The sequence below is a fragment of the uncultured Parasphingopyxis sp. genome (genome assembly GCF_937129435.1).
Taxonomy (GTDB): Bacteria; Pseudomonadota; Alphaproteobacteria; order Sphingomonadales; family Sphingomonadaceae; genus Parasphingopyxis.
In genome coordinates this window covers 1-14,769 of sequence record NZ_CAKZNF010000090.1, presented here as the reverse complement: position 1 = coordinate 14,769, position 14,769 = coordinate 1, and the positions used below count along the sequence as shown (strand labels likewise).

17 protein-coding genes and 1 tRNA gene are annotated in these 14,769 nt (G+C 63.3%); 7 read left to right on the top strand and 11 right to left on the bottom strand.

Annotated elements, in window-relative coordinates; genetic code table 11:
* The 4 genes from Q0139_RS14595 to Q0139_RS14580 form a co-directional block, all read left to right on the top strand.
* Nucleotides 1–939, top strand: a 939-nt coding sequence (locus Q0139_RS14595; protein WP_298023682.1) for an acyl-CoA dehydrogenase family protein, incomplete at its 5' end; no start/stop codon positions are given.
* A gap of 118 nt (nt 940–1,057) precedes the next feature.
* A complete protein-coding gene (locus Q0139_RS14590) occupies nt 1,058–2,206 on the top strand; it encodes an acyl-CoA dehydrogenase family protein (protein WP_298023680.1) in 1,149 nt (382 codons plus the stop codon).
* Nucleotides 2,207–2,339: 133 nt separating this feature from the next.
* Complete coding sequence (locus tag Q0139_RS14585) at nt 2,340–3,131, top strand: SDR family oxidoreductase (RefSeq protein WP_298023678.1); 792 nt, start codon at nt 2,340–2,342, stop codon at nt 3,129–3,131.
* A 65-nt stretch (nt 3,132–3,196) separates the two neighbouring features.
* On the top strand, nt 3,197–4,498 hold the full coding sequence (locus Q0139_RS14580; RefSeq protein WP_298023675.1) for a hypothetical protein: 1,302 nt from the start codon (nt 3,197–3,199) through the stop codon (nt 4,496–4,498).
* Between the two features lie 27 nt (nt 4,499–4,525).
* On the opposite strand, the gene wecC is transcribed toward Q0139_RS14580, so the two are convergent.
* The 4 genes from wecC to Q0139_RS14560 all read right to left on the bottom strand — a co-directional run bounded on the left by wecC (nt 4,526) and on the right by Q0139_RS14560 (nt 8,037).
* A complete protein-coding gene (gene wecC / locus Q0139_RS14575; protein ID WP_298023672.1) occupies nt 4,526–5,779 on the bottom strand; it encodes a UDP-N-acetyl-D-mannosamine dehydrogenase in 1,254 nt (417 codons plus the stop codon).
* Nucleotides 5,769–6,887: a non-hydrolyzing UDP-N-acetylglucosamine 2-epimerase gene (gene wecB / locus Q0139_RS14570; RefSeq protein WP_298023669.1), complete on the bottom strand. Its 1,119-nt coding sequence runs from the start codon at nt 6,885–6,887 to the stop codon at nt 5,769–5,771. The genes wecC and wecB overlap by 11 nt, the downstream gene beginning before the upstream one ends.
* A gap of 132 nt (nt 6,888–7,019) precedes the next feature.
* A tRNA-Arg gene (locus tag Q0139_RS14565) sits at nt 7,020–7,096 on the bottom strand.
* Between the two features lie 29 nt (nt 7,097–7,125).
* Nucleotides 7,126–8,037: a phytanoyl-CoA dioxygenase family protein gene (locus Q0139_RS14560; protein ID WP_298023666.1), complete on the bottom strand. Its 912-nt coding sequence runs from the start codon at nt 8,035–8,037 to the stop codon at nt 7,126–7,128.
* Between the two features lie 62 nt (nt 8,038–8,099).
* Between Q0139_RS14560 and Q0139_RS14555 the strand changes: the two genes are divergently transcribed.
* Nucleotides 8,100–8,828, top strand: coding sequence for a queuosine precursor transporter (locus Q0139_RS14555; RefSeq protein ID WP_298023663.1), 729 nt, complete (start codon nt 8,100–8,102; stop codon nt 8,826–8,828).
* Entirely contained in the window at nt 8,825–9,139 is a 315-nt protein-coding gene (locus Q0139_RS14550; protein ID WP_298023660.1) for a hypothetical protein, read from the top strand. Before Q0139_RS14555 ends, Q0139_RS14550 begins: the two co-directional genes overlap by 4 nt.
* A 107-nt stretch (nt 9,140–9,246) precedes the next feature.
* Here the strand turns inward: Q0139_RS14550 and purQ are convergent, their stop codons facing one another.
* Nucleotides 9,247–9,912, bottom strand: coding sequence for a phosphoribosylformylglycinamidine synthase subunit PurQ (gene purQ / locus Q0139_RS14545; protein ID WP_298023657.1), 666 nt, complete (start codon nt 9,910–9,912; stop codon nt 9,247–9,249).
* The gene (gene purS, locus Q0139_RS14540) at nt 9,909–10,148 is read right to left on the bottom strand and encodes a phosphoribosylformylglycinamidine synthase subunit PurS (protein WP_298023655.1); all 240 of its coding nucleotides are present in this window, start codon (nt 10,146–10,148) and stop codon (nt 9,909–9,911) included. The genes purQ and purS overlap by 4 nt, the downstream gene beginning before the upstream one ends.
* A gap of 196 nt (nt 10,149–10,344) precedes the next feature.
* On the opposite strand from purS, the gene Q0139_RS14535 reads away from it, so the two are divergent.
* Nucleotides 10,345–10,494 carry a hypothetical protein gene (locus tag Q0139_RS14535; protein WP_298023652.1) on the top strand — a complete coding sequence of 50 codons (150 nt, stop codon included), beginning with the start codon at nt 10,345–10,347 and terminating at the stop codon, nt 10,492–10,494.
* Between the two features lie 6 nt (nt 10,495–10,500).
* Here Q0139_RS14535 and Q0139_RS14530 read toward each other — a convergent pair whose 3' ends face one another.
* The 5 genes from Q0139_RS14530 to Q0139_RS14510 form a co-directional block, all read right to left on the bottom strand.
* A complete protein-coding gene (locus tag Q0139_RS14530) occupies nt 10,501–11,859 on the bottom strand; it encodes a surface lipoprotein assembly modifier (protein ID WP_298023649.1) in 1,359 nt (452 codons plus the stop codon).
* A 33-nt stretch (nt 11,860–11,892) separates the two neighbouring features.
* Nucleotides 11,893–13,212: a transferrin-binding protein-like solute binding protein gene (locus Q0139_RS14525; RefSeq protein ID WP_298023645.1), complete on the bottom strand. Its 1,320-nt coding sequence runs from the start codon at nt 13,210–13,212 to the stop codon at nt 11,893–11,895.
* 235 nt (nt 13,213–13,447) lie between these two features.
* Complete coding sequence (locus tag Q0139_RS14520; RefSeq protein WP_298023642.1) at nt 13,448–13,840, bottom strand: DUF1761 domain-containing protein; 393 nt, start codon at nt 13,838–13,840, stop codon at nt 13,448–13,450.
* 17 nt (nt 13,841–13,857) lie between these two features.
* A complete protein-coding gene (locus Q0139_RS14515; protein ID WP_298023639.1) occupies nt 13,858–14,472 on the bottom strand; it encodes a TetR/AcrR family transcriptional regulator in 615 nt (204 codons plus the stop codon).
* Between the two features lie 105 nt (nt 14,473–14,577).
* Nucleotides 14,578–14,769 (bottom strand): phosphoribosylaminoimidazolesuccinocarboxamide synthase (locus Q0139_RS14510; protein ID WP_298023636.1); only part of this gene is annotated, 192 nt, incomplete at its 5' end.

Here is a 14,769-nt window from a genome sequence, read left to right as displayed (position 1 = left end):
GGCATGGGCCATGCGGAGGCGGGCATCGTGCTCGAGGAAATCGGCCGCAACCTCACGCCCTCGCCATTTCTGACGACCGCGGTTGTCGGCGTCACAGCGCTCAAACATGCGGGAGACGAGACGAAGGCGAAATATCTGCCGGGCATCATCTCGGGCGATACGGTGCTGGCATTGGCGCTCGACGAGAGCGCCAAGTTCCGTCCCTCGCGCATCGCCACCAGGGCCGAGCGTTCGGGCAACGGCTTCAAGCTCAACGGCAAGAAGCAGTTCGTCGTGCAGGGCGGATCGGCCGATATGCTGATCGTCGCCGCGCGCACCGGCGGCAGCGAGGACGAGACCGCCGGGATCACGCTGTTCGCGGTCGACAGGGACGCGGCCGGCTTGTCGGCTGAATCCGCGCGGCTCGTCGACAGCGCGATGGCCGCGCATGTCGAACTCGACAATGTCGAAGTCACCGCCGATGCCGTGATCGGCGAGGTCGATCAGGGATGGGATGTGCTCACCAAGGTCATCCATGCCGGGCAGACCGGCGCCGCCGCCGAAATGATCGGCGTCGGTTCGGGCGCAATGGATATGACCGTCAATTATCTGAAAGAGCGCAAGCAGTTCGGCCAGCTGATCGGGAGCTTCCAGGCGCTCCAGCATCGCGCCGCGCATCTATACAGCGAAATGGAAATCGCCCGCGCCGCCGTGATGAAGGCGCAGCAGCTTCTCGACGAGGGCGATGATGGCGCCCCGCTTATGGTGTCGGTCGCCAAGGCCAAGGCCGGGCAGGCCGCGGGTCTCGCCGTGCGCGAAGGTGTGCAGATGCACGGCGGCATCGGCATGACCGACGAATATGACATCGGCCTCTATATGAAGCGCGATCGTTCGCTGGCCGAGTTCATGGGCGATGCCAATTACCACGCCAATCTCGTGGCCGAGATGAACGGATACTGACGGCCCCGGCAGGCCGTCATCCTGAACTTGTTTCAGGATCCACCCTTCGACGTGGACGGACGGCTTTGGCGGATGAGTGGATGCTGAAACGAGTTCAGCATGACGAATAGGAATTGAGATGGCTCTAGACCCCGAAACCTACACCCAACTCCTCGAAACGATCGAGCGGTTCGTCAACGAGACTCTTCGCCCGCGCGAGGGCGAGGTCGCCGAGACTGACGAAATCCCGGACGACCTTGTCCAGGGAATGAAGGATCTCGGCCTGTTCGGCCTGTCTATTCCCGAGGAATATGGCGGGCTCGGCCTCAATATGGCCGAGGAGATCGGCGTTGCCATCGCGCTCGGCCACACGTCGCCGGCAATGCGATCGACCTTCGGCACCAATGTCGGCATCGGCAGCCAGGGCCTCGTCATGTCGGGGACCGACGAGCAGAAGGCCGAATGGCTGCCGAAGATCGCTAGCGGGGAAATCATCACCAGTTTCGCGCTGACCGAACCCGATGTCGGTTCCGACGCGGGATCGGTGAAGACGCGCGCCGAGCTCGACGAGGCGAAGGGTGTCTACCGATTGAACGGCACCAAGCGCTACATCACCAATGCCGACAAGGCCGACCTGTTCACCGTTATGGCGCGGACGGGCGGGGAGGGGGCGCGCGGCGTCACCAGCTTCCTCGTCCCGCGCGACCTTCCGGGCCTCAGCGTTGCGCCGCACGAGAAGAAGATGGGTCAGCAGGGCGCGCATGTCTGCGACGTCAATTTCGACGATGTCGAAGTGCCCGTCGCCAACCGGCTCGGCGAGGAAGGCGAGGGGTTCAAGGTCGCGATGCGCGTGCTCGATCGCGGCCGGCTCCATATCGCCGGCGTGTGCGTCGGCGCGGCCGAGCGGCTGATCGAGGAGATGGTGTCCTATGCCACCGAGCGGAAGCAGTTCGGAAAGCCGATCGCCGAGTTCCAGCTGATCCAGGCGATGATCGCCGACAGCAAGGCCGAGTGCATGGCCGCCCGCGCGCTCGTCGAGCAGACGGCGAAAAAACGCGATGCGGGCGAGAACATCACGCTCGATTGCGCGGCGGCGAAGCTGACGGCGTCGGAGATGGTCGGCCGCGTCGCCGATCGCGCCGTGCAGGTGCATGGCGGTGCCGGCTACATCGCCGACTATGGCATCGAACGCTTCTATCGCGACGTGCGGCTGTTCCGGATTTACGAGGGCACGAGCGAAATCCAGCGCACGATCATCGCGCGCGAAACGATCAAGGCAGGGGGCTGATTTTACCGTCATTGCGAGCGCAGCGAAGCAATCCAGAGCCACTCAGGAAGACGCTTGCGGCTCTGGATTGCCGCGTCGCCCCGAAACAAGTTCGGGCCTCCTCGCAATGACGACTATCTAGGAGAAACTTCAAATGGACACCAAGGCACTGTTTTCGCTCGAAGGCCGTACGGCGCTGATCACGGGCGGATCGCGCGGTATCGGCAAGATGTTCGTCGAGGGCTTTCTCGATGCCGGCTGCGAGCGTATCTACATCACCGCGCGCAAGGTCGACCAGGTCGAGGCGACGGTCGCGGAATTCGGCGATCGCATCGTCGGCATTCCGATGGACTTGTCGACGGTCGAGAATTGCAAGGCGCTCGCGGGTCAGATCGCCGAGCGCGAAGACAAGCTCGACATCCTGATCAACAATGCCGGTGCAGCCTGGGGCGAGCCGTTCGAGGAATTCTCCGAAGCCGGCTGGGACAAGGTGATGGACATCAACGTCAAATCGCCTTTCTTCCTGACCCAGGCGCTTCACGGTCTGCTCAAGAATGCCGCCTCGCCCGAGCGGCCGGCCAAGGTCATCAATATCGGCTCGATCGACGGGATGCGGCTCAACCCTTGGGATACCTATAGCTATCACGCGTCCAAATCGTCGATCCTGTATCTGACGAAGCGGCTCGCGGCGCGGCTGATCCGCGACAACATCATCGTCACCGCGATCGCGCCCGGCGCCTTCGAATCCGACATGAACCGTGCCGCCCGCGACCATGGCGATACGGTGGCCAAGGGCATCCCGGCGCGGCGGATCGGCGAACCCGAAGACATGGCCGCCGCCGCCATTTATCTCGCGAGCCGCGCCGGCGACTATGTGATCGGCGATACAATCACCGTCGATGGCGGGCTGGTCCACGCGGCCGTCGGGACGAGTATCGACGCCTGACGGTCTTCGCTGGCCCAATCATTCGAGGCTGGCGTCCCCAGCGGCGCGCCCCTACATCGGACGATATGCTTGAACTTCAATATCATCCGCCCGCCCCGCCACCGGCCGAGGAGCGGCGGGGTGCCATCGCCGAGGCCGTTGCCGCAGCCTCCGGCCACACCCAGCACGTCGTATATCGCGACGGCTATCTCGAGGCGCCGATCGCGACGGTCGACACCGGCCTGCTCGTCTATCGCGCGGACAATGGGCGGATTTTCTCGGAAATGGTCGCGCGCGGCCAGACACGGCAACAACGCGACGATGCCGAGGAACAGGAACTGATCCACGAACTGCTCGTGGCCAAGGCGAAAGAACCCGACGGGCCGATTTTTGCCGAGCTAGAGCAGCGCGGAATCCAGACAGAACCATTGCTCGTCACGGCGACCGGCGTGGTCGTCAACGGCAACCGCCGCCTCGCCAGCATGCGCGAGCTGGCGGCGGTTGACCGAGCGAAATTCGGCGGGTTCGATGCCGTTTCGGTCGCGGTGCTCGACGCTTCGCTGAGTGCCCGCGATATCGAATATATCGAAGCTGCGCTCCAACTCGCGCCCGATCTCAAGCTCGACTATAGCTGGATCAACCGCCGGTTGAAGCTGCGCGACCATGTCGATCATCTCGGCCTGCCGACCGAGGAAATCGTCGCCGCCTACCGGTTCGAAGCAGCCGAGGACATCGATCGCGAGCTGGCGCAACTGGCTTTGGCGGAGGACTATCTGCGCTATGCCGGAACGCCCGGCGATTTCGAGGCGATTGCAAGCCTGGAGGACATATTCGTCGCCATGCACCGCGAATTGTCGGCCTTCGAGAACCGCCTCATCGTCGACCTATGGACCAGAGCCGGCTTCGCGCTGATCCATGCGCGCGAAACGCTCGATGCGCCGCTCGAACGCTATTTCCCGTTCAGCAGACCGGCGCCTTTCGAATATGTCCATTGGGGCATGCGTTCGCTGGGTGAGGAAAAGGGCTATGTCGAAGAGCAACAGGCGGGCGAAAACAAACCTGTCGATCGCCCGCTAGGCGACAAGCTGCTCCGCTTCCTGGGCGAGATCGCCAATGCCGAAGAAGCAGCGGCGCGACTGACACGCCTCGCCAACCGCCTGCGCGCCGATGCCGACACTGAAATTGGCGCGGCGCAGCTGATCATGTATCTCAAAAAGGCGAAACAGAACCTCGTCCGGCTCGATCGAGACCATGTGACGGGACCGCAGCTGAACGAGATCCGCGCCGAACTCGCGGCAATCGAGAATGGCTTTGCCAATCTGGGCGAGAAAGCGGGGCAGGGCGACGAAAATCGCGGTATCGTCTCGCGCCTTTTGCGAAGCCGCTAAGCCGCCGGCCCGGATTCCGGGGGTAGCTTACCGCGTGCCGCCCCAAAGGCCGACCGCGTCGATGACATGCTTGTCCTTGATGTCGGACGCGCGTTTTACGAACGCCTTGTGCGCGACGAGAAGAGCAACGACGCCGACCTTGGCCAGCGACTCGTCAAGTCCCGCAAGGCGGATATTGTCGTAGCGCCAGAGTTTTTCCGGCAGTGCGTTTACATGCGGCTCGACCGCGTAGACCTCGAATCCGTCCTTCGCCAGCGCGATCGCGATATCGACGGCGGGGCTTTCGCGCAGATCGTCGACATCGGGTTTGAAGGCGAGGCCCATGCACGCGACTTTGTCGGTGCCGTGTTCCCGGCACGCCTTCTTGATTTTCGCCACGACCGCCTCTGGCCGCCCATCGTTCACCCGGCGGGCCTCGGCCATCAACTTTGCCTTGTCGGGATCGGCTGAGATCAGGAACCACGGATCGACGGCGATGCAATGCCCGCCGACGCCGGGGCCGGGATTGAGGATGTTGACGCGCGGATGGCGGTTGGCGAGCCCGATTGCCTCCCAGGGATTGAGCCCGTGCGCCTCGGCGACATTGGCGACTTCGTTTGCGAAGGCGATATTCACGTCGCGATAGGCGTTTTCTATCAGCTTCACGAGTTCCGCCGTCTTCGCATCGGTCATGTGAATCTCGCCGCGCACGATGCTCTCGTAAAGTTGGCCGGCCCGCCTGGCGTCATGCGGGGTGATGCCGCCGACGATACGGTCATTCTCGACAAGTTCGCGGACCATCTGTCCCGGCAGGATACGCTCGGGACAATAGGCGAGAGAGACCGACAGCTCTTCGCCATCAACTAGATCCTCGCGCAATTCGCGGATGATCCCGGCCATGTCTTCGGTCGCGCCGAGCGGACTCGTCGATTCAAGGATGATGAGATTGCCGGGCTGCAGGACGGGAGCGACGGCACGGGTCGCGGCTTCGACATAGGACATGTCCGGCGATTTATCGTCCCGGATCGGCGTGGGCACGGTGATGATGAACGCGTCGGCGGCCTGCGGTTCGGTATAGGCGGTAAGCCGCCCGCTGGAGACCGCGCCGCGCACGAGCATGTCGAGATCGGGCTCGGAGAAATGCGCGCGCCCCTCGTTCAACTCTTCGACGATATGTTCGGCGACGTCGATGCCCTTGACCTCGAAACCTGCACTCGCAAGCGTCGCCGCGGTCGGTAGCCCGATATAGCCGAGGCCGACGACGCAGACGGTCGAAAATTCACGGTTGCGTTCAACAAGCATTCTTCATTGCCTCTACGATACGTTCAGCCGCCCGGCCGTCGCCATAAGGGTTGGCGATAGCGCTGACTCGTTGATATTCCGCTTCGTCGTCCAGAAGTCTTGTCGCTTCTGCGACAATCCTGCCGGGATCGGTCCCGACAAGGCGGCAGGTGCCGGCCGCGATCGCCTCGGGCCGTTCGGTGACGTCGCGCGTGACGAGAACGGGCTTGCCGAGCGACGGGGCTTCTTCCTGGATACCTCCAGAATCGGAGATGATCAGATGAGCCCGATCCATCAGGTAGACGAAGGGGAGATAATCCTGCGGTTCGATCAGGTGCACCGATTCGGTGTCCGCGAGCACGGCATTGGCCGCGCGCTGGACGTTCTGGTTGAGATGGACGGGATAGACGATCTCCACGTCGCCGCGGGCCGCAAGCTGCAAGAGCGCGCCGCACATCCGTTCGAGCCCGCCATCGAAATTTTCGCGCCGATGGCCGGTGACGACGATCAGGCGTTTGGAGCGATCGAGGAAATCGAACTGGCTCGCGAAAGCGTCGGCCCGTTCGGCATCGCCGCGAATCCGTTCGGCGACCGACAACAGCGCGTCGATCACGGTGTTGCCGGTGACGAAAATCTGTTCTGCGGGTACCTTTTCCGAAAGCAGCGCGTCGCGGGACACATCGGTCGGCGCAAACAGCCAGCGCGAGACCATGTCGATCGACCGCCGGTTCATCTCCTCGGGCCAGGGCGCCGTCAGGTCGCCGGTCCGCAATCCCGCCTCGACATGGCCGACTGGGATTTGGGCGTAAAAAGCGGCAAGCGCCGTCGCCATGGCCGTCGTCGTGTCGCCATGGACGAGCACGGCATCGGGACGGTGATCGTCGAAATACGGTTCGAGGCCCTGCAGAGTCGCGACGGTGACGTCGGTCAGGCTCTGTCCGGGCTTCATGATTGAAAGGTCGATATCGGGCAAGATCCCGAACAGGCCCAGCACCTGGTCGAGCATCTGCCGATGCTGTCCGGTGACGCACACGACCGTCTCGAACGCCGGATCGCCGCGAAACGCCTTGACGACCGGCGCCATCTTGATGGCCTCCGGCCGCGTACCGAAGACGATGAATATCTTCATTCCTGCTCCGGCCCATCCGGGCGCTAGCGTCCAAAAACTGTGGCTTGATCCGTTGGAAAGCGGCCCAAAACCGCCAAAAGCTATGCCAGAATATAGCTAAGAAAGGGTGGAGAAGCTACAAACCTGCGGAAATGGCGCGCCCTGCAGGATTCGAACCTGCGGCCTCAAGATTAGAAGTCTCGTGCTCTATCCAGCTGAGCTAAGGGCGCGCTTGGACGTTGGTCCGCCGCTCCTCTAGCTAGCTGCCGAAGGGAAGGAAAGGCTGCGGGCGGTGGTTGCCGTAGAGCGACAGGCGCCGTGTGCCGGGGACGGCGTCGCCGCGGCGGTGGAAGCCGAACACATTGGCGACGATCAGGGTGTTTTCGGGGACCGGAAAGGTGCGGGGCGGGGGCAGGCCCAGATCGGCGAGTTCGCCCTCCTCGATCCGGAAGGAGCCCGTCATGCCCTTGCGGTCCTCCTGCAGCCGGGCTTCGACCGCGGCATCGGCCTTGGCCTGCTCCCAGGCGATTCGCGCATCGGTCAGCTGGTGGCTGCCGGGGACGTAGACGAAGGGGCCGTCTTCCTCGCGCACCGGATCGATGAAGAACCAGTATTTCATCGCGTTGAAGAAGGTGTCGCGGTGGAATTCGCGCTGGATATCGTGGATTTCCGTCTCGTCACCATTGACCGTCTGGTAGAGCCAGTTGCGCTTGGCGCGCATCGCCTTGCCGGTGACGAGCCGGGCCAGACGCTTGAAGCGGGTGTTTCGCGGGAAGGCGGCGGCGATGGGGCCGGGCGCGATGAACCGGTTGAGCGTCGACCCGTCGAACCGGTCGAAGCCCCATTCGTGGCGGTCGGCATCGCCGAAGCCCCAGACTTCGGGCTTTTCAGGCAGCGGCGTCGCCCGGTCGGCAGCCTCGGCGGACGCATGGGCCTCCGCCTTCAAAGCGGCGAACTCGTCTTGCGGCAGGAAACCGGGGATGGCCACGAAGCCGTGATCGAGGAGATGCTGTTCGTCCGCGTCACGAACGCGAACCGTCTGGGCGCGGCGAAATCTCGCAACCGCCATCGCCGCCTTGACCCTTTTGGTGTGCATGCCGCGCCGATTGAGACCCGGATGGCCGACCCAGGGGTCGCTGAACACCTTCATCGAGGTGAAGATCGAATACATGGGCGCGCTTTCACGCCAAAACGCGCTGGATTGCAAGCGCCGCATGGGGCAGAACCGGTCGCATGAGCGGGGGTATCGAACGGATCGACGCGGCTGAGCTGGGCGCCCGGCCGATGCGCTATTTCGATTTCGTGATGGCAGCTTTCGTTACGGTCCTGCTGCTTTCCAACGTTCTGGGCGCGGCCAAGCCCACCTTCGTGACCATCGGCGGCGAACAATGGGTCTATGGCGCGGGCATCCTCTTCTTCCCGCTCGGCTATGTCATCGGCGACATCCTGACGGAAGTGTACGGCTATGCCCGGGCGCGGCGGGTCATATGGGCCGGTTTCGCGGCGATGCACTTCATGGCGTTCATGAGCTGGGTCGTCGTCTCGCTGCCGCCGGCGGACGGCTGGGACGGGCAGGCGGCCTATGAAAGCGTGTTCGGACAGGTCCCGCGCATCGTCTTCGCCTCGATCGCCGCCTTCTGGGCGGGCGAGTTCGTCAACAGCTACGTCATGGCGAAGATGAAGGTGTGGACCAACGGCAAGCATCTGTGGACGCGGACGATCGGATCGACGGTGGTGGGGCAGGGCGTAGACAGCCTGATCTTCTATCCGCTCGCCTTTTGGGGCGTATGGGAGACCGAACAGGTCATCGCCGTGATGATCACCAACTGGGCGCTCAAGGTGCTTTGGGAGGCGGTGTTGACGCCTGTCACCTACGCGGTCGTCGGCTGGCTGAAGCGTCGCGAGGGGCTCGACATTTACGACGAGCATACCGGCTTCACACCTTTCCGCACAAAATTGTGAGCGCCTTTCAGGATACGAAGATCTGGCTGGTTTATACGCTCGGCCTCTCGAAGGACGCGCTGCACATCTATGTCGGGATGATCGTCTATCTCGGTACAGCGGCGCTTTTCCGCCTGCCGCTACGCGATTTCAGGCCGTGGCTGGCGGTGCTGCTCGCCGCGCTGGCGGGTGAGGCATGGGATATCTACGACACAGCAGCCATCGCCGCGCCGCAGGATTATCCGGCCAATTGGCACGACATCTGGAATACACTGTTCTGGCCGACGGCGATTTTGCTGCTGGCGCGATTTACGCCGGTTCTTCGTCGCTGATCCTTCTCCCCTCCCGCTTGCGGGAGGGGCTGGGGGTGGGCGCGAGAAGTGATAGCTTCGAGCGATTGTGGTGGGTCCCTCCCGCGAGCGGGAGGGGAAAATTCGCGTTAGGCGATCGCTTCGACCAGCCCTTCGAACAGCTTGCGCCCGTCGGTCCCGCCATGGGCCGGCTCGACCATGCGTTCGGGGTGCGGCATCATGCCCAGCACATTGCCCGCCTCGTTGACGATACCCGCAATCGCGCGGGCCGATCCGTTGACGTCCTCGGCATAGCGGAAGGCGACGCGCCCTTCGCCTTCGAGCCGGTCGAGCGTATCGTCATCGGCGAAATAATTGCCGTCGTGATGGGCAACGGGGATGACGATCTCCTCATCCGCGTCGTAGCGGCTGGTAAAGGCGGTCTGGCTCGATGCGACGGTCAGCGGTACGTCACGGCAGACGAAGCGGATGCCGGCATTGCGGAGCAGCGCGCCCGGCAGCAGCCCGACCTCGGTCAGGATCTGAAAGCCGTTGCACACGCCGAGTACGGGAACGCCGCGCTCGGCCGCCGCCGTCACCTCGCGCATGATCGGCGAATTGCCGCCGATCGCGCCGCAGCGCAGATAGTCGCCATAGGAAAAGCCGCCCGGAACGGCGATCAGGCCGAGCCCCTCGGGCAGTTCGGTCTCGCGGTGCCATACCATCGCCGGAGCCTCGCCGGTCACCTGTTCGAGCGCCACCGCCATGTCGCGGTCGCAATTGGAACCGGGAAAGACGATGACCGCGCTCTTCATGCCGCGTTGCTTTCGAGGATCTCGAAATTCTCGATCACCGTGTTGGCGAGCAGCTTGCGGCACATTTCCTCGATCTCGGCCTCGCTCGTCCCGTCGGCGAGATCGAGTTCGATCAGCTTTCCCTGACGAACATCGTTGACGCCGTCAAAGCCGAGCGATTCGAGCGCGTGGTGAATAGCCTTGCCCTGCGGGTCGAGGACGCCGTTTTTCAGGGTGACGTGGATGCGGGTTTTCATGGCGCTTGTCCTGACGGGGGAGCGTTCGCGCGCTCTATGGTTGCAATGCGGCAATTTCGCAAGGGGAGGGTACGCTGGGCTGTGGCCAGCCGTGAAGAGGTTTCCTTAACAGCGTTCGTTAAAGCGGCTCCAAGGAAATGCTGTCATGGTTGCGATGCCGCGATGTACGAGCGGCGATTTTGCGGGGAGGCGCATCATGGTGATGCTGGCATTGAGCATGTTCATCGGGGTGTTCGCCTATGGCGACCAGGTGCTCGGCTATCGCGACCCGGACGGCATGGTGCAGCTGGCGCTGCTGGCCACCTTCGTCTTCGGCATCATCTGCGGCACGAAGCTGCGCGGCTAATCCGCCTCAGAAATAGCGCTTCAGCGAGAATTGCACGCGGTGCCGGTCGCTTTCGTAAAGATCGACCGAGCTGTCGTTGAGGCTGTATCCATAGGTCACGGAGGGTGAGAAGCCGAGCACGCGCAGGCTCCGCAGGCCGAGCGATACCTGCCCGTTCAGCCGCCAGTCCTGCCGGGCTTCGGTGGAGAAGAGCGGTATGGGGCCGTCATACATGGCGCGTGAGACGCCGCCTGCGACGCTGGCGTTGATGCCGAGCGGCAGTTCGCCGCCGACGCCGATCCGGCCGCCGATTTCATAATTCGAATAAGCTTCGGAGCGCAGAGCATCGCGGCGCGCGAAGATCGTGGCCGAGCCGACGAGCGATGCGTTGAAGACCTGTTCGTAGCTGCCGTAAATGCCCGCCTGCCAGCCGGAAAATTGTTCGCCGAACCCCGAATCGAGCCGCCGCCCGTCGATAGCGAGGCCGAGCCGCGCGCCGCGGTTCAGCGTCCGCTGGAAATCGGCGCGCAGGCCGAAGCTGCGCTGGGCATCGTCCCAGCCGTAGAAGCGTTGCGCCGCCGTCGCCTGCACGGTCAGCCGGTTGCGATCGTTGAACCGGATTTCGGGGCCGATGGCGAGCGTGCCCGACAGATCGTCGAAATCGCCGCCCGAATAATTGATCATCCGCGCATCGGCATCGACGTTTAGCGCGATCGACCGGTTAAGGCCGATCTCGATACCGCCCGAAATCGCGGCGGTCTGGCCGACGCCCGATTGCGCGCGCGAATTCTCGCCGAGCGTTACGGGAAGCGTCAGCGGCCCGGCGACGAGGTCAATGCGTTCGACATCGGTTGCATTGTTGATGTTGGTATCGGGCGCCAGGCCGACATCGATATCGAGGCGCCAGCCGCGCTGGTCCCGGATGACGCCGCGAATGCCGCGCACCATGCGGGCGAGCTCGTCGGGCAGGTCGTCGGCCTGTTCGGCGAGGCGGAAATGATGATCGGCGGCCTGTGCACGGCCTGTCATCAGCAGCGCGCGGCCCAGTTCCAGCCGGGCGCGGGTCTGTTGCGGATCGCGCTCCAGCACGTTGCGGAATTCGGCGATGGCGAGGTCGACATTGCCGCGTCCCATCGCGACATGTCCAAGCATCAGATGCCGCTGTACGGCGCGTTCCGGCGAATGATCGAGCGCCGCGAGCACCTGCTGCGCCTCGTCGAGCCGTCCGGCTTCGATTAGCCGCCCGGCCGATTCGATCATGCCATCGGCGGTCAGTTGGACCGTGCAGCCTTCGGCATCGCATTCGGGCGTGCTTTGTGCGGCGGCGGGCGCGGCAAGGCCCGCCAGCGCTGCCAGCGGCAGCATCAACGTGGTGATGATTTTCATGCGGTGCCGCTCCGTCTTCGGCACGTCGCCGCGTCAGTCGCGGCCGGCGGTAAAGGTGCCGAGGATGTCGATGCGTTCATCGGGAACGCCGCCGACGATGCGGAAACCGCCGCCCAGTTCTTCGCCGTTCGGGCCGAAGAACGCGCCGTCGATGCTCGATCCTTCGATCAGCAGGTTCTGAACCGTCGATCCGTCGGCAAAATTATTGCCATTCTGCGCCAGGAACCGGGCCGAGGTAATCGCGCCGAGGAAACCGCCAGCGTTGACAAGGTCGATCGATGCTTCGCCCGCCGCCTCGAAGCGCGAGCCGCCGGGCACGAAGGCGTAGATCATGTTCGGATCGAAATTGTCGCCGATCTGCGTCAGCGCATCGACCTGCGGATCGGTGACCGTACCGGCGAACAGAATGTCGCGCACCTCGTCATTGGCGAAATCGACCGTGAAGTCGGCCGTGCCCTCGATCCACTGGTAGAAGCTGGGAAGCCGCTGGCCATTCTCGCCGTCGAGCGTCGGGTTGTTGAGCATCGAGGCGAGCATGTTGCCCGAGAAATCGAACACGCCGGTGGTCGGCACATCCTGGTTCGCCGTGCGCTCGCCAAAGGCGAAGGCGCCGCGGGTCAATTCGTGATTGACCTGGTAGACGATGCTGCCGTCGTCGTTGGTGATCTGAGAATAATTGTAAGCGTTCCGCAGGAAGCCGGCGAAGGTGACATAGTCGGTCCCGCTGCCCGGATTCTGGAAGAAGTAAGAGACCGCCTGAAAGCTGCTGCCCGGCGAGCCGAGCGACGGCAGATCGTTGCGGCCGACCTGGACAGAGCCGCTGCCGCTGCGGCGATAGGGCGAGATCGGATCGCCATCGCCCGCTTCGAAGATCGTGACGTTCTGGAAGCCCAGATCGGGAACGCCCCATTGCGGCTCGACGGCCCCGCCGAAATCGGTGCGGGCGGCCGGATCCTGGAACGCGGTGCGCACGTTCGAGCCGGACGCCGGATCGGCGATCCGCAGCGTGTAGAGCGAACCGCGCGGATCATAGGTGATCTGAATGTTCGAATTGCGCGCCGTTGAGGCGTTGCCGGCATAGGTCTGCGCCTGATGGCCGGTGGAATCGCCAATGAACGTGCCATTGTCCGGATCAACACCGATCTCGACGAGATAGCTGTAGCTCTGCGCGCCGCCGATGCCCTGATAGGTGCGTGTCTCGGTCGGATCGACGAAGCTGTGCCCGGTGCCGTCGTTGCCACCGCCAGTGGCCGGAGGCGGAGTGCTGCCGGCGAATGTCGGTCCGGCGCCGCTGCCGCCGCCGCAGGCAGTCAGGCAGGTGGAAACGGCAAGCAAGGCAAGAGCGGTACGCATCGGTTATCGTCCCTTCGAGGATCGGTCGAACTCGAAGCGGCGATAGGCCGTGATTGGTTAAAGGCGCGTAAACCAAAGAGATTGAAAAGAGATTGCCGGGGGCGGGAGATGCTGTTCGCACGCCGTCATTGCGAGGAGCGAAGCGACGCGGCAATCCAGAGCGGCTGGCGCTGTTCTGTTTGACTCTGGATTGCTTCGCTGCGCTCGCAATGACGCGGGTTCGATAATTGATCGCCTAGTGCCAGAGACCGAGGATCAGCCCGTAAAGCGTAAATTGCAGAGTCACATAGCCGCCGTTGATAAGAAAGTGCGACAACGGCCTGCGTTCGAAGAGATAGATGATGCCGATCGCGGCCGCGACCCAGCACAATCCGGCCGATGCGCCCGCACCGAGGGCAAAATTCAGTTCGGGTGCCGGGCCGAGGAACATCGCGAAGACAAAGGCGGCGACCAGCGAAAGGATAAGCGAACCGCCAAAAATGATCGCTGGCGAACCCGATTGCGCTGGTTCGTCGCTGACGCCGGCGGCCTTTTGCCAGGCCTTGCCGAACAGCGGGCCGTACCAGAGCCCGCCAAGCACGAATGCCGAAACCGCCGCGGCGATCACCGCCAGATAATTCATTTCCATGGTCGAACTCTCCCCCTCTAGTGAACCGTCTCGTCGGCACCGCGTGCCGCCCGCGCGCACAGCATGTCGATATGGTCGCGCAGGACGGAGACGCTGCGGTCGAAATAACCGATGTCGCGCTGGGCGCGGCACTGCATGATCGCGCCTTCCATCGTCGTCAGGATGAATTCGGACAGCGCCTGCCGGTCGGTGTCGCCTGGCAGGCGATCCCCGGCATCGGCGAGGCACTGGCCGATCGCGGCGGTCCAGTTGTTGAAATTGGTCGCGATCAGCTCGCGAACGCGCGGATCGGGCTCGGCGATTTCGAGGGCCAGATTGCCGATCGGGCAGCCATGAGCGAAATCGGACACTAGCAGTTGCGTGCGATAGCCGTTGAGCAGTGCAAAGATGCGGTCGATCGGATCCTCGACGTCGCGCCAGGCATAATCGAGCAAATTCTCCTTGATGCCGTCGCGGTAAAATTCGAGCACGCCGACGAGCACGTCCTGCTTGCCGGGGAAGAAATGATAGAGGCTGCCCGAATGGATCTGCGTGCGGCTGAGAATGTCCGCGATCGAGGTCGAATTATACCCCTTTTCCCAGAACAGCTCCATCGCCGCGACGACGATCTTGTTGCGGGTATCGGCATTCATGACGCGGCTCCGTTGGTCGTTCGGTCATTTGATTGACCATTCAACCAATAGAGTCAACGACAAATTGATCGGGCATTCAACTGCCTGGAAACTGCCTGGAATAGGCTATTTTCCGCGCTTCTTCCGGTGCTGTTCGAGGTCGAGCACCTCGTTCGGCTCGCCCTCGGGCAGCAGGCCGAGACGGCGCGCGACCTCCTGATAGGCCTCGACCTCGCCGCCGAGATCGCGGCGGAACCGGTCCTTGTCGAGCTTCTCGTTCGATTCCATGTCCCACAGCCGGCAGCCATCGGGGCTGAT